Annotated in this window: 16 protein-coding genes and 1 pseudogene; 7 read left to right on the top strand and 10 right to left on the bottom strand. The window is 69.2% G+C overall.

Annotated elements, in window-relative coordinates:
- Window positions 1–57 precede the first annotated feature (57 nt).
- Entirely contained in the window at window positions 58–555 is a 498-nt protein-coding gene (locus tag ACWEV3_RS23560) for an Lrp/AsnC family transcriptional regulator (RefSeq protein WP_452615986.1), read from the bottom strand.
- 105 nt (window positions 556–660) lie between these two features.
- On the opposite strand from ACWEV3_RS23560, the gene ACWEV3_RS23555 reads away from it, so the two are divergent.
- Window positions 661–1,884 carry a trans-sulfuration enzyme family protein gene (locus tag ACWEV3_RS23555; RefSeq protein ID WP_452615985.1) on the top strand — a complete coding sequence of 408 codons (1,224 nt, stop codon included), beginning with the start codon at window positions 661–663 and terminating at the stop codon, window positions 1,882–1,884.
- A 122-nt stretch (window positions 1,885–2,006) separates the two neighbouring features.
- Here ACWEV3_RS23555 and ACWEV3_RS23550 read toward each other — a convergent pair whose 3' ends face one another.
- Together ACWEV3_RS23550 and ACWEV3_RS23545 are read right to left on the bottom strand one after the other, a co-directional pair.
- Window positions 2,007–3,167, bottom strand: a complete 1,161-nt coding sequence (locus ACWEV3_RS23550) for a MalY/PatB family protein (protein WP_452615984.1) — start codon at window positions 3,165–3,167, stop codon at window positions 2,007–2,009.
- A complete protein-coding gene (locus ACWEV3_RS23545) occupies window positions 3,167–4,741 on the bottom strand; it encodes an APC family permease (RefSeq protein WP_452615983.1) in 1,575 nt (524 codons plus the stop codon). Before ACWEV3_RS23545 ends, ACWEV3_RS23550 begins: the two co-directional genes overlap by 1 nt.
- 136 nt (window positions 4,742–4,877) lie before the next feature.
- Here ACWEV3_RS23545 and ACWEV3_RS23540 point away from each other — a divergent pair, with 136 nt between their 5' ends.
- A complete protein-coding gene (locus tag ACWEV3_RS23540; protein WP_452615982.1) occupies window positions 4,878–5,798 on the top strand; it encodes a LysR family transcriptional regulator in 921 nt (306 codons plus the stop codon).
- Between the two features lie 149 nt (window positions 5,799–5,947).
- Here the strand turns inward: ACWEV3_RS23540 and ACWEV3_RS23535 are convergent, their stop codons facing one another.
- Both ACWEV3_RS23535 and sigJ (ACWEV3_RS23530) read right to left on the bottom strand, forming a co-directional pair.
- A complete protein-coding gene (locus ACWEV3_RS23535; RefSeq protein WP_452615981.1) occupies window positions 5,948–8,860 on the bottom strand; it encodes an arabinosyltransferase domain-containing protein in 2,913 nt (970 codons plus the stop codon).
- Between the two features lie 281 nt (window positions 8,861–9,141).
- Window positions 9,142–10,065 (bottom strand): RNA polymerase sigma factor SigJ, encoded by a 924-nt coding sequence (gene sigJ / locus ACWEV3_RS23530; protein ID WP_452615980.1) that lies wholly within the window; start codon window positions 10,063–10,065, stop codon window positions 9,142–9,144.
- A gap of 162 nt (window positions 10,066–10,227) precedes the next feature.
- On the opposite strand from sigJ (ACWEV3_RS23530), the gene ACWEV3_RS23525 reads away from it, so the two are divergent.
- Together ACWEV3_RS23525 and ACWEV3_RS23520 are read left to right on the top strand one after the other, a co-directional pair.
- Complete coding sequence (locus ACWEV3_RS23525) at window positions 10,228–10,734, top strand: carboxymuconolactone decarboxylase family protein (protein ID WP_452615979.1); 507 nt, start codon at window positions 10,228–10,230, stop codon at window positions 10,732–10,734.
- Window positions 10,735–11,087: 353 nt separating this feature from the next.
- The gene (locus ACWEV3_RS23520; RefSeq protein ID WP_452615978.1) at window positions 11,088–11,528 is read left to right on the top strand and encodes an ester cyclase; all 441 of its coding nucleotides are present in this window, start codon (window positions 11,088–11,090) and stop codon (window positions 11,526–11,528) included.
- Window positions 11,529–11,568: 40 nt separating this feature from the next.
- Here the strand turns inward: ACWEV3_RS23520 and ACWEV3_RS23515 are convergent, their stop codons facing one another.
- Complete coding sequence (locus ACWEV3_RS23515; RefSeq protein WP_452615977.1) at window positions 11,569–11,733, bottom strand: hypothetical protein; 165 nt, start codon at window positions 11,731–11,733, stop codon at window positions 11,569–11,571.
- Window positions 11,734–12,046: 313 nt separating this feature from the next.
- On the opposite strand from ACWEV3_RS23515, the gene ACWEV3_RS23510 reads away from it, so the two are divergent.
- A complete protein-coding gene (locus ACWEV3_RS23510) occupies window positions 12,047–12,706 on the top strand; it encodes a GntR family transcriptional regulator (RefSeq protein ID WP_452615976.1) in 660 nt (219 codons plus the stop codon).
- 42 nt (window positions 12,707–12,748) lie between these two features.
- Here ACWEV3_RS23510 and ACWEV3_RS23505 read toward each other — a convergent pair whose 3' ends face one another.
- From ACWEV3_RS23505 to ACWEV3_RS23495, 3 genes are all read right to left on the bottom strand, one after another.
- On the bottom strand, window positions 12,749–13,474 hold the full coding sequence (locus tag ACWEV3_RS23505) for an aspartate/glutamate racemase family protein (RefSeq protein ID WP_452615975.1): 726 nt from the start codon (window positions 13,472–13,474) through the stop codon (window positions 12,749–12,751).
- A 169-nt stretch (window positions 13,475–13,643) separates the two neighbouring features.
- Window positions 13,644–14,663, bottom strand: a complete 1,020-nt coding sequence (locus ACWEV3_RS23500) for a DUF6282 family protein (protein WP_452615974.1) — start codon at window positions 14,661–14,663, stop codon at window positions 13,644–13,646.
- Window positions 14,664–14,717: 54 nt separating this feature from the next.
- Window positions 14,718–16,091 carry an MFS transporter gene (locus ACWEV3_RS23495; RefSeq protein WP_452615973.1) on the bottom strand — a complete coding sequence of 458 codons (1,374 nt, stop codon included), beginning with the start codon at window positions 16,089–16,091 and terminating at the stop codon, window positions 14,718–14,720.
- A gap of 400 nt (window positions 16,092–16,491) precedes the next feature.
- Between ACWEV3_RS23495 and sigJ (ACWEV3_RS23490) the strand changes: the two genes are divergently transcribed.
- Together sigJ (ACWEV3_RS23490) and ACWEV3_RS23485 are read left to right on the top strand one after the other, a co-directional pair.
- Window positions 16,492–17,439 carry an RNA polymerase sigma factor SigJ gene (sigJ, locus tag ACWEV3_RS23490; RefSeq protein ID WP_452615972.1) on the top strand — a complete coding sequence of 316 codons (948 nt, stop codon included), beginning with the start codon at window positions 16,492–16,494 and terminating at the stop codon, window positions 17,437–17,439.
- Window positions 17,440–17,517: 78 nt separating this feature from the next.
- On the top strand, window positions 17,518–17,991 hold the full coding sequence (locus ACWEV3_RS23485) for a carboxymuconolactone decarboxylase family protein (RefSeq protein ID WP_452615971.1): 474 nt from the start codon (window positions 17,518–17,520) through the stop codon (window positions 17,989–17,991).
- 244 nt (window positions 17,992–18,235) lie between these two features.
- On the opposite strand, the pseudogene ACWEV3_RS23480 reads toward ACWEV3_RS23485, so the two are convergent.
- Window positions 18,236–18,562: pseudogene (locus tag ACWEV3_RS23480) on the bottom strand (isochorismatase family protein); the annotation flags it as partial.
- Window positions 18,563–18,910: the final 348 nt, after the last annotated feature.

Here is an 18,910-nt window from a genome sequence, read left to right as displayed (position 1 = left end):
GCGCATTCCGCGGGCTCGCAGGTGCCACGCGGTGTCATCCGGCCCGGAATGCTGCGCTCAAGGCCGGGCGGCGGCCAGTGGGCCGGTGCCGGGAAGAACGTTGAAAACCAGTTGGGTCTCGGTCTGCCGGACGGCCCGGTGGACGTTGATGTGTTCCAAGACCAGGTCGCGCAGCACTTCCGGGGACGCGACGGCGACGTGCAGCAGGTAGTCGTCCTCTCCCGCGACGTGGAACGCGGTCAGCATGCCGGGGATCTTCGCGAGCTTGGCGTGGAATCTGAGCACCTCGTCGCGATTGTGGCTGCCCAGCCGCACCTTGATGAGCGCCTGGATCGGCAGGCCGAGCGCGGCGAGGTCGAGCTGTGCGTGGAACCCCGCGATGACGCCGGTCTCCCGCAGCGCGCGCACTCGGTGGATGCAGGTCGATTCCGCGATGCCGACCCGCGCGGCCAGCGCGGCGTTGGTGATGCGGCCGTCGGCCGCGAGCTCGGCCAGGATCTCCAGATCGGTGGCGTCCAGCCCGGCCTGCTCCGGCGAATTCCTCGATCTGGCCACCCTCACCACGCCACCTTCCGTCACGATCTTCGGTGATCTCGCCCTTTGCCGAGGTTCCTTCGTCGATTCCGCTTCACGTCGATGTTTTCTTGCATCCTACGGCGCATGACCCAGAGCGCTCGCTCCTTCGATTCGATCGCCGTCCACGCAGGCCGGGAAGACCTGATCCGACTCGGCGTGCACGCCCCGCCGATCGACCTCTCATCGACCAACCCGCTGCCCGACTCCGAGACCGGTGGCGCCTCCTACGAGTCCATGGCCGGCGGTGGCCGGCCGCTTGCCGAGGGCGGCGCCGTGTACGCGCGGTTGTGGAACCCGACGGTCGCCCGGTTCGAGTCGGCGTTGGCGCAGCTGGAGCGAACGGAAGATGCCGTGGCGTTCTCCTCCGGAATGGCCGCCATGACGGCAGTGGTACTGGCCGCCAAGGCCGAACTCGGCGGCCGCCACGTCGTGGCCGTGCGGCCGCTGTACGGGGGAACCGATCACCTCCTCGCATCGGGGCTGCTCGACGTCGAGGTCACCTACTGCGAACCGCACCAGGTCGCGGACGCGGTGACCGGGAACACCTGCCTGGTGGTGGTCGAGACACCCGCCAATCCCACCCTGGAGCTCACCGACATCGGTGCCGTGGCGACCGCGGCGGCCGGGTGCCCGGTGTTGGTGGACAACACCTTCGCCACGCCCGTGCTCCAGCAACCCGCCCTGCACGGCGCGGACCTGGTGCTGCACAGCGCCACGAAGTACCTCGGCGGTCATGGCGATGTGGTCGGGGGTGTGATCGCGGCCGATGCGGGATGGTCGGCGGCGTTGCGGCGGGTCCGCGCGGTGACCGGCGCACTGCTGCACCCGATGGCCGGGTACCTGTTGCACCGAGGTCTCGCCACGCTGCCGGTCCGAGTCCGGAGGCAGCAGGAAACGGCTGCGGAACTGGCCGATTGGCTGCGTTTCCGGCCCGGAGTCCGGCAGGTGTTCTACCCGGGTCTGGACGGCGACGGCGCAGGCCTCCTCGGACGCCAGATGAGCGGGCCGGGCGCCATGATCTCCATCCGGCTCGCGGGCGGTCACGAGCACGCGATGCGGGTCACCGACCGGGTTCGGCTGTTCACTCACGCCGTCTCGCTGGGCGGGGTGGATTCGCTCATCGAGCATCCGGCGGCGCTGACGCACCGCCCGGTTCCCGAAGAGGCCCGGCCGGGCGCGGACATCCTGCGGCTGTCCATCGGATTGGAGGACGTCGAAGACCTGCGCGCCGATCTCGACCAAGCCCTCGCCGCTGCCTCGACCGGCGGCCTGGTGGAGGCCACGAGCAGCGGAGCACCAGGGCGCTGAGCGGTCTCTGAGGTTCGGCTCATCGACCGCTGCATCCACCAGCGCGGCACTCTGCGAGAAGACCGCACTCGCCGAGATGCCCTCCCGATCGGGAGGGCATCTCGGCCTCTCGTGCCCAGCCGCTACCCAGGACCACCGGCGGATCTGGACTTGGTCAGGACGCGAACGATCCGGTCGAGGGCTTCCGCGAGCACGTCCGGCGCGGTCGCGAAGTTCAGCCGTGCGAAGCCCGCTCCGGCCGCGCCGTACAGCGCGCCTTCGCCGAGCGCCACACCAGCTGTCTTGCGCAGGAACTCCGCGGGCGTGTTCTCGTCCCAAGCACGCAGGTCCAGCCAGGCCAGGTAGGTCGCGTCGGGCAGTTGCGCGATCTCGCCGAGACCGTTGTCGGCCAGGGTTTCGACCACCTGGTGCCGGTGGTCGTCCAGGTCGGCGAGCACCGCGTCCAGCCATGGTCGCCCATGGTCGAAAGCCGCGGTGGTCGCGATCATCCCCAGTGGACTCGCTCCGCTGGTTTCCAGGTGCCGCAGCCCATTCCACACCTCGACGTCCGCGGGGTTGGTCAGCGCCACTACCGCGGTGCGCAGCCCCGGGAAGTTCCACGCCTTGGTCGCACTCGTCACGGTCACCGCGTGCGCCCGGGCCGTGTCGTTCACCGCCGCGTAGGGCGTGAACGGTAGGCCGTAGCGGATCGGTGCGTGCACCTCGTCGCTGATCACTCGGCCGCCCCACCGATCCACCAGTTCTGCCAGGGCGGTCAGCTGGTCCGCGCCGAACACGACGCCGGTCGGGTTGACCGGGTGGCACAACAGCACGCTGCCCGCACCTGCTGCCAACGCGCGCTCGATGGCATCGAGGTCCAGGGCTCGGCCACCGACCAGCGGGATCTCTATGGTTTCGCGCTCCGTCAGCGGAACCACCTCGATGAACCGCTGGTACGTCGGGGTCGGCACGATCACCGCCGAGCCCGGCCTGGTCAGGTTCCGGATCGCCACGGCGATGCCGCGCAGCGCATCGGGCACGATCCGCACCGCGTCGACCGGGACCGCAAGTCCGAAGCCGGACAGCCAGCGGGCTGTCGCTTCGGGCACCCCGCTACGCGCATCCGGCATCGGATATCCGAACGCCTCCGCTGAAACCGCTCCTCGGACCGCGTCGAACACCGGCGGGCAGGCCGAGATGTCCATCTCCGCGACGCCGAGGTCCAGCACGCCCGGTCCATGCGTGGACCACCGCTTGCCCATGCCGCTCACGCGCCACACCGGCTGCGTGTCCAGCGAGATCATCAAGCCTCCTCGTGTTGTTGGACTTTCCGCCAGGCCAGCCCGGATCGCCGGCCGAACCAGACCCCGACGCCGCAGATGATCGCCACGAGCACGCTGTCCAGCGGCGCGACCAGCGTGCCGGTGCCACCGAAGCTGCCCACGGCGGAAACGCCGGTCAGGGCCAACAGCAGGACCACCAGCCACACCCCGTTGAACCCGGGCGCCCCACCTCGCCGGACGCGCCACAGGTAGATGAGGAACCCGAGCAGCAGCAACGGCATCGCCACCCGGACCTTCTCCCATCCGGACCAGTACAGGATCAGTCCGGAAAGGACGAACGACGTCGCGCCCACCGCCGGGCTCCACCGCCCCAGCCAGCCGGACGACGGTTCGGCCGCATGCCACACGCACACCGCGATCGACACCGCCGCGTAGCTCAGGCCGTAGTAGAAGCTCAGCGAGCTGGCGATGGACTTCCAATCGCCGAACAGCAGGATGATCACCGCGCCGAGGCTCAGGTTGAGCAACAGCGCCCGTCGGGGGATGCCGCTGCGTTCGTGCACACCGGCGAAGAACCTCGGCAGGATCCCGTTCTGCGCCGCGCCGTAGGTGTATCGGCCCTTGACGCCCGCCGAGACCAGCATCGAGCCGGCCGGCGAGAACACCGCATCGGCGAGCAGCAGCCAGGACAGCCACACCAGGCCGATCAGGCTGGCCAGCTCGGCCAGCGGCGACTTGAGGTTGATCCCGTGCCAGCCGCCGGACAGCTGACCGGTCGGCATGGTGAACAGCATGGCCAGCTGGAGTCCGAAGTAGATGGCGAAAGCGAGGGCCAACGCGATGAAGGTGGCCCGTGGCACGGTCTTGCGGGCGTCGGAAGCCTCACCGGACAGCACCGCGGCCGCGTTGATCCCGGTGAACGAGTACACCAGGCCGCTGCCGACGACGGCGGTCAGCGCCGCGGAGACGCCATAGGGCGCGAATCCGCCGCCCACGTCGTAGTTCGTCGTGTCGAAGCCGCTGGCCAGCAACAGGACCACGGTGAGCAGCGGCACCGCGACCTTGACCACGGTCACCACGTTGTTGACCTTCGCGATGAACCGGACGCCGAACATGTTGACGTAGAAGAACAGGCCGAGCACGGCGACCGCGAACAGCCGCCCCGGGAAGGTCAGCGTGTCGTCCTCGACCAGGCCCGGTATCCACTTGGCGGCGTACTGGGCCAGCGCGGTCGACTCGCTCGGTCCGGCGTAGACCGCCTGCAGGAAGACCGCCCAGCCGATGACCGCACCGACCAGCGGGCCCGAAGCGAGCTGCGGCCAGCGCACGTTGCCGCCGGACAGCGGCCGGCGGAAGGCCAGGTCGATGAACACCAATGAGACCAGCAGCGTGGCGACGCCGGTGATCAGCCAAGACAACAGCGCGGCAGGGCCGGCCACCTTGGCGGCGTTGTACGCGGCGAACAACCATCCCGATCCGATCACGCTGGATAACGTGATCGCGGACAGCGACGCCGTGCCCAGGCTGCGGTGCAGGCGGCGGTCGTCGTCCGGGGACACGCCGGCCCGGTCCGCGCGCGGAAGCGTTCCGGTCACGGTGTTCTCCTTTCCTCGCCCGCCCGCTGCGGTCACCCCGTTGTGACCGGCCTGGGCGGGCATGAGAGACACCCTGACTCTCGCCATCCATTTGCAGTAGTAGTCGTTTGCCTGGGACAGGGCATAGCATCCGCCTATGTCCGGAACCAGCATCGACATCCTGGACCTCAGGGTGTTCCTGGCGGTTGCCACAGCGGGAAGCTTTGGCCGCGCGGCCGTGGAGATGCAGCTCGCGCAACCGTCGGTGAGCGCGCGGATGGCGGCCCTGGAGCGCAAGCTCGGCACCCGGCTGTTCGACCGCGGCCCGCGCGGCACCGTGCCGACGCGAGCCGGCGAGCGGCTGGGCGATTACGCGCGCCGATGCCTCGCGCTGCTCGCCGAGACCGAGGCTGCGGTGCGCGCCGAGGGAACCGAACGGCTGGTCGTGGCCGCACCGGCGAGCATCGGCATGGCGGTGTTCCCCACCGTGCTCGCCGCGATGCCCGGAAATGTCGTGGACGTTGTGTGCCAGATCGAGCACAGCGACGAAGCTGTCGCCGCTCTGCTCGACGGCAGCACGCACGCGGCATACGTGTTGCGTCGGGTACTGCCGCCGGGACTCGATTCGGTGCCGGTCGCCGAGTCGCCGGTGATCGCCGTGGCCGCACCCGACAACCCGGTCGTCGAGCTGACCGCGCCACAACCGGACGACTTCGCGACCACGCCGGTGATCGTGCACAACTGGAGCGAACAAGCCAAGGAGATCGTCGCGATGTTCGCCGGCCCGCGGCGCGGGCCGGACCACCCGATCCGCTTGGTCGGCACCCCGGACATCGCGGTAGACCTGGCCGCGAACGCCGGGTACGTGGCGGTGGTCCCGTGGTACGCCGCCGCCAGGGCGTTGGCGGACGGCCACGTGCGCCGGCTCCCGCTACCGGACCTCGACCTGGTGATGCCGATCCGGCTGGTGTACCGCACGGAAATGGCGCAACGTCCGGCGATCCGACTCCTGCTGGGCGCGAATCCGGAGCTGCGCGACCGGCTGGCGTCGGCCGCTGAACCACCGGACCTCCGGTAGCGCGATCTCCGCCCGGGGCAGGGCGCCGGTTTCGCGCGAAAGCGCCGCTGGCGTGAGGGCGGGGTGTCGGTTTCGCGCGAAACCGACACCGGCGTCAGGCACCGGGCGCTTTCGGATCAGGCCGGGCGGGACCATGCCGAAACGCTCTGTTACCGGGCATTGGCGTCGTCGGGTGCCTGAACGCCTGCGTTGCGCGAGATGTCCGGGTAGTCGTTGTCGGCCAGCGTCGGCAGACGCGTCCAACCCCACCGCGTCTCCTGCGAAACGCGCAGGTCGTAGCGGCCCACCGGGAGCTGGTAGCGGACCACGAACACGTTCCCCCACGGCAGTCGGGGCGGTCCGCCGGGCAGTTCCGCGGCCAACCGGGTCTGCGTCCACTCCCGGGTCGTCTGCGTCCAGGCGCCGCCCCACTCCAGGTAACTGATGTTGTCCAGCCACTCCGGCGGAAGCCCTTCGTCGGCGGTCAGCCGGACCGCCGGCGTGTCCGTGACACCGTCGCGGATGCCGACCTGGTCGACGCAGGGCCACAACGGCGCATTGATGTGGTTCGCCAGCACCGGCCGGCCGCGGGTGAGTTCGGTGATCGGGCGGGATTCGGTCGTCTTCGGTTCCGCGACGGCCAACCACGACCGTTCCCCGGTCACCTGGTCGGTCGCGACGACCCGCACCGACTGCGCGCCCGCCGGGATCGGGACCGCGAGCTGCTGCCATTCCCGCAACGCGGATCGGCGCAACTCCGGGTGCAGCTGCTGCGCGACGACACCGCCAGGGCGCGCGAACTCGACTTCCAGGACCTGGCCCGCGAGCAGCCCCGCCACCGGCACCGTCACGTGCGTACCCGGGCCGGACAGCGGGTACCAGCCGGTGACCAGTCGACCGACGCCCGGCGTCGTCCCGTCCGGACGGTCGGTGTTCCAGATCGTCACCGGCTCCGGCCACGGGCCGGCCGGCAGCACGTTGCCGACCTGGAAATCCCCGGCGAGTTCCGGCGCGCTCGGTGCGCCGAGCCGTCCGGACGGCAGCTGCACCCGGACATCGGCGGCCAGGCCGCAGCCGTCGCCGAACAAGGTTTGCGCGCCGGAGCGCGCGATCGTCCACCCCGGTGCCTGCCCGATCGGCGCGTAGCAGAACAACGCGACCAGCAGCAGCACCGAGCCGATCGACGCAACGCCCAGCACCGCGCGGTCCGGGCCCACGCGCACCGGCTCGCCACGCCGGCGACGCCACTTCGCCCACGAATACGCCACCACCGCAATGCCGATCCACAACAGCGGATTGCGCAGGTAGAGCGGGCCGAAGTGCGGTTCGAGGTCGTTGGTCTGCGAATCCCGGTTGAGGTGTTCGCCGAAGCGCTGCCCGGCGTCGGAGAACGGGATCCACCAGTTGTCCCCGGCGAAGCTCAACGAAACCGCACCGATGATCAGCACCAGGCTCGCTCCCACGACCACCGGCCCGGCTCGGCGCGGCAACGGCGAGCGCAGCAGCGCCGCTGCCAGCAGCACCGTCGGCGCGGCGGCCACCGCGTGGAAGTGGCTCACCCACTTGGTCGGGCTGAACGCGATCAGCACCAGCGCGATCGCGGTGGTGACCGCGCTGGTGATCAGCAGGCGGCGGATCGGATCCCGGCCCATGCCGCCGCGTCCGCTGGCCAACGCGACCACGCCGACGATCGCCAACGTCAGCAGCACCGGTAGCCGTCGCGCCCAACCGGCCGTGTTCAGCAGCGTGTTGTAGTGCTCGAACTCCTCGTACCAGGGGAAGGACAGGTAGTACCAGCGGTGGATGTCGGTCGCTTCGAGGACATCGCCCACGCTCGCGTCGGCGAAACCCACTGGCACGACAACGGTCGCCGAAGCCGCCGCCAGCAACACCGCGGCGACGCGCCCCGACCAGGGCTGCCGGCGCAGCCAGCGCAGCAGCCACGGCACGCTCAGCACCAGGGGAGCGGCGGCGACCAGACCGGACGGCGAGGCGGTCATCGCCAGCGCCGCGAACATCGTCGCCACCGCCAACGCGCCGATCGAATGCCGCAGGGAGGCGGCCTCCGCGAAGAGCAGCGCCGCCGCCGCGCAGACCACGATCACCGGTTCCGGGCGCAGCGACATGCCGTAGGACAAGAACCAGACCAGGTGCGCGACCAGCAGCGCCCAGGGCACCGCGCGGAGGTTGGCCGCACGTCCGAGCAGCGTGGCGAAGACGATGCGCAGCAGCACCCAGGTCGCGAGCCCGCAGAACATCGGGACCAGACGCATCCACCAGAGCGACCAGCCGCCGAGCTCGCCCCACCACTGCAGCAGGTACTGGCTCAGCACGAACGGGTTCTCCGTCGCGTTGAACATGTAGACGAAGTTGCCTACATAGCCCGATTCGCCCGCATTGCGGGCCATCATCAGGTACCAGCCGTCGTCCATGTTGACCGGCCCGAGCAGCACCCACGCCGCGGCGACCAGCACCATCACCGCGTCGGCGGCGGCGAAGCGGGGGATCGTCAGGCCGCTCATCGACTGCCGGCCCCGCCACCGCCGCCATGCGAGCACCAGCAGCGCGACCAGGCACGCCGCGTGCGCCAGCAGGAGCGCGATTTTCAAGGCGCTGGGCGAGGATTCGTAGCGCGCGTCGGCGTGCAGCGCGACTTCGAGGCCGTCGACCGAGCCCGTGGTGGACAGCTCGGAGACCTGCGGCGGCAGCAGGTCCGGCCGGTTCACCAGGAGCGCGCCGTCTCGGGAGACGCGGATTCCGGTGGCGTCGGCGATCACCTGGTACTCGCACGTCGTGTGCAGCGGGTCGGCGAGGATCTCGCTGCCGTCGACCAGGAACCGTGCTTGCCCCGCTCGCGCGGCCACTTCCAGGCCGGGGTTGCCCGGGGCGTGCGTGCGCAACGCTGCCGCAGTGCTGGTGCGCAGTGCTTCGCACGGGATCGTGGCGGTGAAGTCCAGCGGCCGGTACGGCGACAGCGGCAACACCGTCGACGGCGTCGCGTCACCGGCTCGCGGCCAGGTGATCAGCGGCGCATCCGTCTTCACCGGCGCGAGCACCGCGAGCACTCCGAGCAAGAGCGTCAAACCGGCCAACGCGGCGAGCCGGCGATTGCCGCGCGGTGCGCGGTCGTGTCGTCTCGGCGGAACGTCTCCCAAGTTCTGCCTCGCCCTTCGTGATCAAAGGTGACGGGAGAAGTTCACTGACCGCCCCTTGGCCGCGATTCCCCGTGCGTCGATCTTGCAGCATGATCGGCGCAGTTGACAGCACGCAACGAAGGCCGGAAAGGTTGCCTGCGAAATCGGCAGGAACTGCCCTCGCGTGCATGCTTCAGGTGTCCGGGCAAGGAGAACGAGCCTGGTCAGCGTCAACGAGATGGCTTCCACGGCCGCAGCTTCTCGGGGTTCCGCACGGCCCAGATGTTCTTGATCTTCCCTTCTGCGATGCCGAATGCGTACACGGTCACGATGACGCCGTGTTGTCGGGCGACCAGACCGGGCTGGCCGTTGACCGTGCGTTCCAGGAACTCCACATCGGGTACGCGGGTCGCAAGACCCACCAGGCCACGCGCGATCTGCTCCGCGCCTTCGACCGGGTGGCGGCTGGTGCTGGCGCGTCCGCCGCCGTCGCCGATCACCGTGACGCGGAGGTCGAGGAGACCGACGAGGGCGTCGATGTCCTTGGCTTCCCAGGCATGCTTGAAGTCCCGGACGATGCCGGCTCGCCGGGCCGCCGGGGTCGCGGGTGCCTGCGCGGTGCGGATGCGGCGGCGGGCCGAGGTGGCCAGTTGGCGGCAGGCCGCCGGTGTTCGGCCGACGATGTCGGCCACTTCGGGAAAGGCGTAGCGGAAGACGTCGTGGAGGATGAACACGACGCGTTCGGCCGGGGTCATCGATTCGAGCACGACGAGGAAGGCCATGCTGATCGACTCGTCGAGGGTGACCCGGTCGGCCGGGTCGACGATGCCGCCGGTCCACTCCGCGGGTTCGGGTAGCGGCTCGGGGAGCCATTCGCCCACGTAGCGCTCCCGCCGGGCGCGCGCCGAGCCGAGCAGGTTCAGGCAGATGCGGCTGGCCACCTTCGTCAGCCAGGCGCCGGGCGATGCGATGGCGTCCTGCTCCGCCCGGGACAGGGTGTACCAGCGCGCGTAGGTCTCCTGGACGGCATCCTCGGCATCGGCTAGGGAGCCGAGGAGCCGGTAGGCGAGATTGATCAGCTGCCGCCGCTCGCTCATGATCGCGCCCAGGTTCGGGTCGGATCGGTCGTGCGCGGGTACGGATCGCGTGGTCATGTGTCGTCGGCTCCCTCGGTCGCAGCTGTCCTCACCAGTAGGACAAGACAGCGCGCCGAACTGTGACATCGCCACCTCGCCTCACATTCCGGAGTCCGGCGTTGTCGGAATGGTGTGACGCGGTCCAGCGCGCCACCGAGATCGAGAGAGGAACACCTGACCATGTCCACACCCACGACGACCCGGCACGACGACATCAAGTCGCGGCTGCCCGACCTCACCGACCAGTTCCCCGAGCTGGCGAAGCTCTCCGCGGCCGTCCTCAACGCCACCAGGAACGGTCCGGTCCCGCAGGGCACCATCGGCCTGATGCGGCTCCGAGCCGGGCAGATCGTCGGCAGCACCTACCACTCCGTTCGAGCGACCGAAAACCTCCGCAAGGCAGGGGAGTCCGAGGAGCGCATCACCGCCGTCGCCACCTGGCAGGACGCGCCCTACTTCACCGACGCCGAACGAGTCGTGCTGGAACTCGTGGAGGCCGTCCTCACCCCGAACCCGTTCGGGGAGCGCGTCTCCGACGAACTGTTCGCCAAGGCCGCCGCCCACTACGACGACCGAGCGCTCTGGACGCTCACCATGGCGATCGGGCATTTCTGCTTGTTCGTCCCGGTCGCTCTCATCGGCAAGCCGATCCCCGGTAGGCCCCCGGGGAAGAACTACAGCAAGTAGCGCCGGCCGGTTCGGGGTGCGGGGCGCAGTTTCAACGAGGTTTTTCCAAGCTCGTTCTGCGTGGCGGTGCGGGTGGCGGAACCTCAGAGGCTCCCTGGACTGTGGGTGCCCCTCCTGATGTATGCCCAATACACGGCGGAGGGGCCGTCCTCGCCAGGAAGCCTCTGAGAACCCGCGGCGGTGCGGGTGTCGTAGGTGGGCTATGCGCCTGCGGCGCATGCGGCAGCCCATCGACGTGCAGCTTTGCGACCCGCGGCTGCGGGCCAACCAGGATGAAAAAGGCTCAATTGAAACTGCGAACTGGGCGCCCGCACCCCGAACACGGCCGAATGTTCGACCTGAGGAGAAACCAGATGTCAACGGACCAGGAAACCAGCAACAAGGCGACGTTCCGCCGCTTCCACGACGCCATGAACACCCGTGATGCGGAGATCATCGCGAAGACGATCGACGAGCTCGTCGTGCCGGACGTGCGATTTCACACGCCGGTGCCGATGGATGCGGGCGGAGCGCAGGCGCTCAAGCAGGTGTGGGCGGTGCTCCTGCGCGCGTTCCCCGACATTCAGGTCGTGGTCGAGGAAATGGTCGCAGAAGGGGACAAGGTCGTGTTCAGGAACACGGTGACCGGGACCCACCTGGGCGAGTACCGGGGCCTCCCGCCCACCGGAAAAACCGTCACCTACAACGAGATCTTCATCGTCCGCTTCGCCGGCGGCCGGATCGTCGAGATCCGGGGAGTCGTCGACGTCTTCGCGCAGCTGCGACAGCTCGGCGCGCTTCCCGGAGAGTTCTAGGAGCGGAACTACTGCGCTCAACGGAAGCGAGCGCACAGCTTCATCCTGCGGTTGCCTCCGCCGCGCGGTGGGGCATGAACGCTTCGATCCCGCCGCGGACATCCGGGGCGGCATGGTCGAGGGTGCCGAGGGCCGGTTGGGCGGCGGTGGTGATCGAGACCATCGCCGTGCGCACTTCGGGGTCGACGGCGAAGCTGCCGCCCATGTCGATCGTGCAGGCGGCGCGGATGCTCTCGCGCGGCGAACCGGTCGCCGGTGCGGGCCGGACAGGGGGTCGAACCGGTGCGGTCCGGTCATGGTCCAGGCCATCAGGCGGGGATCGCCGGCCGTGCGGGTCACGGGTGCCCTGGGTGGCCGGACCAGGCCAGGGGGTGGGCGGCGTGCGCGCCGAGATCCGCTGCGTGATCCTGCACGACGACCAGAGGTGACGGGAGGGTCCCGAACGTCGCTGTGGATGTCGCGCAGGTCGATAGGATGGCGGCATCCGATGCAGGTCCGACGAAGGTACGTGGTGATCAGTGGCGACGCCGTCCAGCAAGTTGTACCGGCATGAGAAGCCGCTGCGCGACATCGTCGGCGAACGCATCCGGAACGGGATCTACGACGGGACGCTGCCGCCCGGCACCCGCCTCGTCGAGCGCGAGCTCGCCGAGCAGTACTCGGTCTCGCGGCTGCCCGTCCGCGAGGCGCTGCGCATCCTGCAGAACGAGGGGATCGTCGAATACCTGCCCACTCGCGGGCTCGTCGTGCGCGTGCTCGACCGGCGCCAGGTGAGGGAACTGTTCGACGTTCGCGAGATGCTGGAGATCCTCGCCGCCCAGCAGGCGGCCGAACACATCGCGGAGGGGACCGAGAACCACCTCGCCGCGACGATGCAGGAGGCGCGCGAGGCCATCGCCACCGGCGATGTCCAGTCCGCGCACGCGGCGAATTCCAGGCTGCACGACGAGATCACCGAGCTCTCCGGCAACGCGCTGCTGCGGAAGACGCTCGAACCCCTCATGGGTCAGGTCGGCTGGCTGCGCCGCAAGATCGAGGACTTCGACCTCATCCACGCCGAGCACGAGACGCTGTGCGAGGCCATCTCCTCGGGCGACCCCGGCGCGGCCGCCGCGGCGGCCAGCGACCACGTGCGCGCGTCCCGGGAACGCACGCTGGAGTTCCTCTTCGGCGCCTGAACCTCCCCGGACCACGGCCGGGGAGGTTCATCGGCGGCCGCATCAGCCCGGTTGGGCCTGCGCTGAACGCCCGGCCGCTCCGGGCCGTTTCGCCAGCACGTCGGCGACCAGCCCGCTGGCGCTGGGCAGCGGCTCGACGATCTCGACGAAGCCGAGTTCGGCAAGCCGGCGAGCGGTCTGGCTCAGCGGCCCGCCGGCGATGATGACCGCCTCCGCGCCGTCCTCCTCGGCGCAGACCCTCGCCGCCGCGGCCAACTCCGAGTACTGCCGTTCGGGGTCGCGGGCGAGGACCAGCGGGGCCGAACCGGTGAGGCGCACGCCGGTGAACGTCTCGGCCCTGCCGTGCCCTTCGACCAATCCGGCGAGCGAGTCGACGAGCAGCGGAGTGCTGGTGGCCATGCCGAACCGCCGGCCCGGACCGGCGGCGGCGAGGATCGAGGCCTGCCCGATCCCCACGACCGGCACGTCCAACGAGGCGGCGAGCTCCGCGCGGCCGGGATCGCCGATCGCACCGACGATCACCGCGACGACCTGGTCGCCGACCGGCCCGGTGAGGTGGCGCCGCACCGCGTCCACGACGTGCTCGGCGGCCTCGGCGAGGGCGTCGGGGTCGATGATCATCGAAGGGCCTCGTGCGACCGTGATGCCCTCGACCGCGAGGCCGGCCGGTGCCAGGTGGCGCCGCGCCAGATCAGCCATCATCGTGGTCGTTTCCCGGTTCGTGTTGGGATTCACCACGATGACCGTCGGAGCGTCGGTGTGCGACAACAGGGCCGTCCTCTCAAGGTGTTGCTGCATCTCCGGCGGAGGTCGCGCGACCCCACCACGCGGTCTCGCACCGTCCAGGTCGCGATGTGGCCGTCTGCGACGGCGGTGGGAGCGGCGATCCGCTCGACCGCGCCGGCGGGGTCTCGCCGGGTCGCCGCTCCCGCCGGGATCACGGCTCGAGATCGAGCAGCTTTTCCGGGTTCCCCTTGACCAATGTGTGGATCTCCTCGGGGGTGAACTCGAGGTCGAGCAGTGAGCTGATCAACGTGCGCATGCCCTCGGCCGGCGTCGGCCCGGAGCGGATGCCGTAGTCGGTTCCGATGATGAAGTGCTCGATGCCGATTTCCCGGATCTGCTTCGCCCAGGGCACGATTCCGCTGAACTCCGGGGAGTTGGCGATGCCGGCGATCTCGTCGGCCCATTCGCGCTCCACGTAGTAGTTCGTCCGCGGCAGGCCCCGGTGGAACATCCAGTCGGAGACCGCGCCTTCGAGCAGCACGCCCTTGCTCGCCAGTTCCTTCTGCTGTTCGGTCGTCATGCGCCCGCGGCAGGGGTGCGCCACGACGATCTTCTCGATCCCGGCCTCGATCGCGAGATCCACCAGGCGGAACGCTTCCGGCACCGACACGTGACCGGTGTTCAGGTGGACGTCCGGGCGTTCGGCGATGAGCTGCAGGATCTCCGCGAGGTCGTCCGGGACCGGGCCCTCCAGCGGGATCCGGATGGACTTCGCCAGCTCCTGCTCGGCGAACTTCGGGTACTGGTCCTTGAACGGCACGGGCTTGCCGTCGACGAAGCTGCCCTCATGGCTGGCCATGAAGTGGGTGCAGTGGGCTCCGAAGTGGACGAACTTGGCGCCGGCGCCGTAGTGCAGCGCGGTCTTCACCGCGCGCGGGTTGAGACCGCCGAGGGCGGTGGTCAGGATGATCCCGCCGAAGATCTCGATGCCGGGGACCTGCCGGCTGACGAGCATCGACGTGCCGTTGCTGACGCCGAGCGTGTGGTCGTAGAACACGAGCGACTTCATCCCGGCGGCCTTCGCCTGCTCGGCGATCTGGAACGGGTCCAGGCGGCCCGGGCAGGACTTCAGCCACGGCCCGCTGTGCACGTGCACGTCGCTGGTGCCGTGGATCAGTTCGTCCGGGAGTTCCATCGACCTGTTCTGGAAGGTCTCTCCGGCGATGGTCATGATTTCCTTTCGATCGGTTGGTGCGAGGGACAAGCTAAATTCCACTGTGGAGGGTTATTCGGCGGCCTGCTCGGCTCGGGGCTTGGCCTGCTCCGGCCTGCCGGTTCCGGCCGCCGCGTCCTTGCTGATGAAGACGAGGATCAGCACCACCGCGATGAACTCCACTCCGGCGATGACGTACAGGCCGGACGAATAAGTGCCGGTGGCCGTCTTGATGGTGCCGAGGAACTGGGGGGAGAGGTATCCCGCCAGGTTCGCGACGGAGTTGATGAGCGCCACGCCCGCGGCCAGCGCGGTCCCCGACATGAACTGCGCCGGCAGGCCCCAGAAGACCGGGATCGAGCCCATGGTCCCGGCGGCCGAGAGCGCCAGGGAGGCGATCACGCCCGCCCCGCTCCCGGCTGCCAGCGCGATCGCGGCGAGGATGAGGCCCAGGGCGCCCAAAGCCGCGGCGCAAGCCGTGTGCCAGCGCGCTTCGGCCTTGCGGTCGGACAACCAGCCGTTGACGATCATCCCGAGCCACCCGAAGGTGAAGATGCCCGACATGATCCACCCGAGGGTCGCGAAGTCGACGTCGAAGGTGGCTTCCACGAGGCTGGGGCCGTAGAAGGACAACGTGGCGTTGCCGGTGATGATGCAGAACAACGTCAAGATGAGGATCCACACGGTTCGCGTGCGCAGAGCGGCGAGGAACTTGTGCTCGCGGCCGCTCAGCCCGGCTGATTCCTCGGCCAGCTCGTAGGCCACGTGGTCGCGCTGCTCCTGGCTCAGCCACTTGGCATTGCTCGGCTTGTCGGTCATGAGGAACACGGCGAGCAGGCCGAGGACGATCGAGGGGATGCCCTCGATGATGAACAGCCACTGCCAGTCCGCGGCCCCGAGCAGCCCATCGGTGTAGGTCATGATGTAGCCGGCCAGCGGGCTGCCGACCAGCAGCGCGATCGGCGAAGCGGACATGAAGATGGCTACGACCTTCGCCCGCCGGTGCGCCGGGAGCCAGTAGGTCACGTAGAGGATGAGCCCGGGGTGCAGACCGGCCTCGAACGCGCCCTGCAGGAATCGCAGGACGTAGAAGTGCCACGGCTCGGTGATGAACGCCATGAGCACGGTTGCCACGCCCCAACCCAGGGCGATCCGCATGATCGTCTTGGGTGCGCCGATCTTCTGCAGGAGCAGGTTGCTGGGCACCTCGAAGAAGAAGTAGCCCAGGAAGAAGATTCCCGCGCCGGCGCCGTAGACGGCGTCGCTCCACGACAGGTCGTTGAGCATCGTCAGCTTTGCGAACCCGACGTTGGCCCGGTCGATCCAGGCGATGACGTACACGAGGGTTGCGAACGGAACGATCCGGAGGACCACGCGTCTGAACGTTCGATCGCGTTCCTCGACCGTCGACGTCGTCGTCAACGGCGCCGAATCTTGATGGACCATCGTTGCTCCAATGTCCCGCGGTGCGAAGAAAGAGCCTGCATTCGTCCATGCGCGCACTTCACATGAGGAGGAAAGTCATCTCCTTTTGGGATCCCGAGCACTGTACGTCCGGCGTTCGCCGCCCGTCAACACTCGGGATCCCAAACGTGTGATCGGGTGCTGTTGGTGTAGTCGTGGCCCCTGGTGCGGTCGGGAAGGGTGCAGCCGCGCTGCCGGTTCGGCTCCCGGCGTCCGTGCTGGAGAGTCCACAACGGAATCGTTCAGACCTGGGGCTCCACCCGTTCAGCGGCGGGGCGAGTGGCGTGCGATCGGGACCTGAAGTGGCGCGCCGGCCTCACATTCCGGTGCGCTGTCCTGTCGAATCGGTAAGGGTAGACGTGACCGAGGGAGACAGCGCACCATGAGCACCCCAGCCGGGCCAGGACACGGCCGGCCCGACCCGAGCCTGAGCGCGATCATGGGCGAGCGGCGTCGGCTGATCAATCTCGCCTACCGGCTGCTCGGTTCCCTGGCCGAGGCCGAGGACGCGGTGCAGGAGACCTACGCCCGCTGGTACGCCCTGACCGCGCAGCAGCAGGACGCCATCGAATCACCCGGCGCCTGGCTGACCACGGTCGCCAGCCGCATCTGCCTCAACCTGCTCGGTTCGGCCCGGGCGAGGCGCGAACGCTATGTGGGCCAATGGATTCCGGAGCCGCTGCCCGGCTACGCGGAGCGGATCGACGAGCGGCCGGGCGGCACCACCATCGACCCGGCGGACCGGGTCACCCTCGACGAGTCGATCAGCATGGCCTTCCTCGTCGTGCTCGAATCGATGACCCCGGCCGAGCGCGTCGCGTTCATCCTGCACGACGTCTTCCGCTACCCCTTCGCCGACATCGCCGAGATCGTCGGCCGCACGCCGGCGGCCTGCCGCCAGCTGGCCACCTCGGCCCGCCGGCGCCTCCGCGCGTCGCAGCCCTCCGCGACCACGACGACGCAGCAGGCCGGCATCGTCCGGGACTTCAAGCAGGCGTGGGAGGCCAAGGACATCGAGGCGCTCGTCGGCCTGCTCGACCCCGATGCCACGGCGATCGGCGACGGCGGCGGCCGCGCCACCGCCCACCTCCACCCGATCGAAGGCGGCGAGCAGATCGCGCGCGCCTACGTCGAAATCTCCCGCGCGGCACCCGGCCTGACGATTCTGGAGCGCACGGTCAACGGCTTGCCGGGTCTGGTCGCCCAGCAGGACGGCGTCACCGTGACGGTGTACGCGTTCGAGGTCGCAGGCGACCGGATCAAGCGCATCTGGGCGGTGCGCAACCCCGACAAACTCCGGCCTTGGGCGATGGGTCGACGCGGGACGTAGATCACTTCCGCGCGGCTCACATCCTGCAGGGCTGCCTTGTCAAAGGGGTGCAACAGCCAGCACGGCAAGGAGATCAGCATGGACGCTCGTTTCGACCACCGCAGCAACCCGGTCGGGGCCAAGGTCGTGAAGTACATCCTCTCGGCGAGCAAGGTCGTGTGGGACTCGACGCTGCCGGCCGCGACGCGGCACCTGGTGGAGATCCGCGTCAGCCAGATCAACGGCTGCGCCCTCTGCATCGACATGCACGCCAAGGACGCCGCGCACGTCGGGGAAAGCTCGGTGCGCCTCAACCTGGTCGCGGCCTGGCGGGAGGCCACGGTCTTCACCGACGCCGAGCGGGCCGCCCTGGAACTGGCCGAGCAGGGCACCCGCATCGCCGATGCCGCCGGTGGTGTCACCGATGAGGCCTGGGCCGATGCCGCGAAGCACTACGACGAGGACCAGCTCGCGGCCCTGCTGTCCCTCATCGCCGTCATGAACGCCTGGAACCGCTTGAACGTCATCACCCAGCAGCCCGCCGGCGACTACCAGCCCGGCCAGTGGGGATAGCCGCACCGCTTCGTGTCAGGCCCGGGGGATGAAGCAGTTCGATCCCACCGGGCCTGACGCGCCACCGATCAATCCCGGGAAGAATTCAAGGGAGCAACCAGCACCTCCGGTCGCGTGCGGCTCCCTTGCCGCGTTGGCCTGGAGCGCGTTCTACTGCGCTGAACGGCAGCGGACTTTCCTGCTGCTGCCGGGGCGTTGCCGGTCGATGTCCCTTGTGGACGTGTTCGGGCGCGCGGTGTGCCGGTCAGTGGTGTTCGCGGTCGTAGGCGAATTGCAGGCCTGCGGTGCCGCCGGTCTCGATGAACAGGTTCATGAATTCGTCGGCGGTTTCTTTGCGGGCCCAGTCGCGTTGGAGTTCGCAGAGCAGTTGGACCCAGGTGATGGGGTGTGCGCCGGCTTGTTCCACTCGCTGCAGTGCGGCTTCGTGGGAGGCCGTCGAGGTGCCGCCGACGGCGTCTACGACCGGGTAGACCTCGTAGCCTTCGCGCAGTGCGTCGAGTGTGGGGAAGGTCAGGCAGGCTTCCGTCCACAGCGCGGCCATCACCAGCTTCTTGCGGCCGGTGGCCTTGACCGCGTCGACGAACCAGCGCGATGGGGTCCTTGATCGACCCCAGGTGCGCGTCGATCAGGTAGTTGCCGCTGTCGGACTGGTGCGCGGGGCCGTGCGGGGCGTGGCTGTCTGGGGTGGGCGATTTCGTGCGAAATCGCCCACCGGGGTCAGGCACCGGAGCCTTCGGGATGAGGCGGGCGGAGGCATGCTGAAACGCGCCAAGTCATTGTCCGTGGTTTCCGGGTGTTCTGGTGGGGCGTCGGGGTGCGTTCGCGCAGAGCGCATTGCGGGACCTGTGGGCAGTCGCCTTGATCCGCTTCCCGCGTCGGTCACGGGTGCTATAGGGATTCTCTATGGCGGCTGCTGACT

The sequence above is a fragment of the Saccharopolyspora sp. NPDC003752 genome (assembly GCF_053605825.1).
Note: the sequence above shows the minus strand (reverse complement) of the source record. Positions and strands in the feature narration are given on the sequence as shown.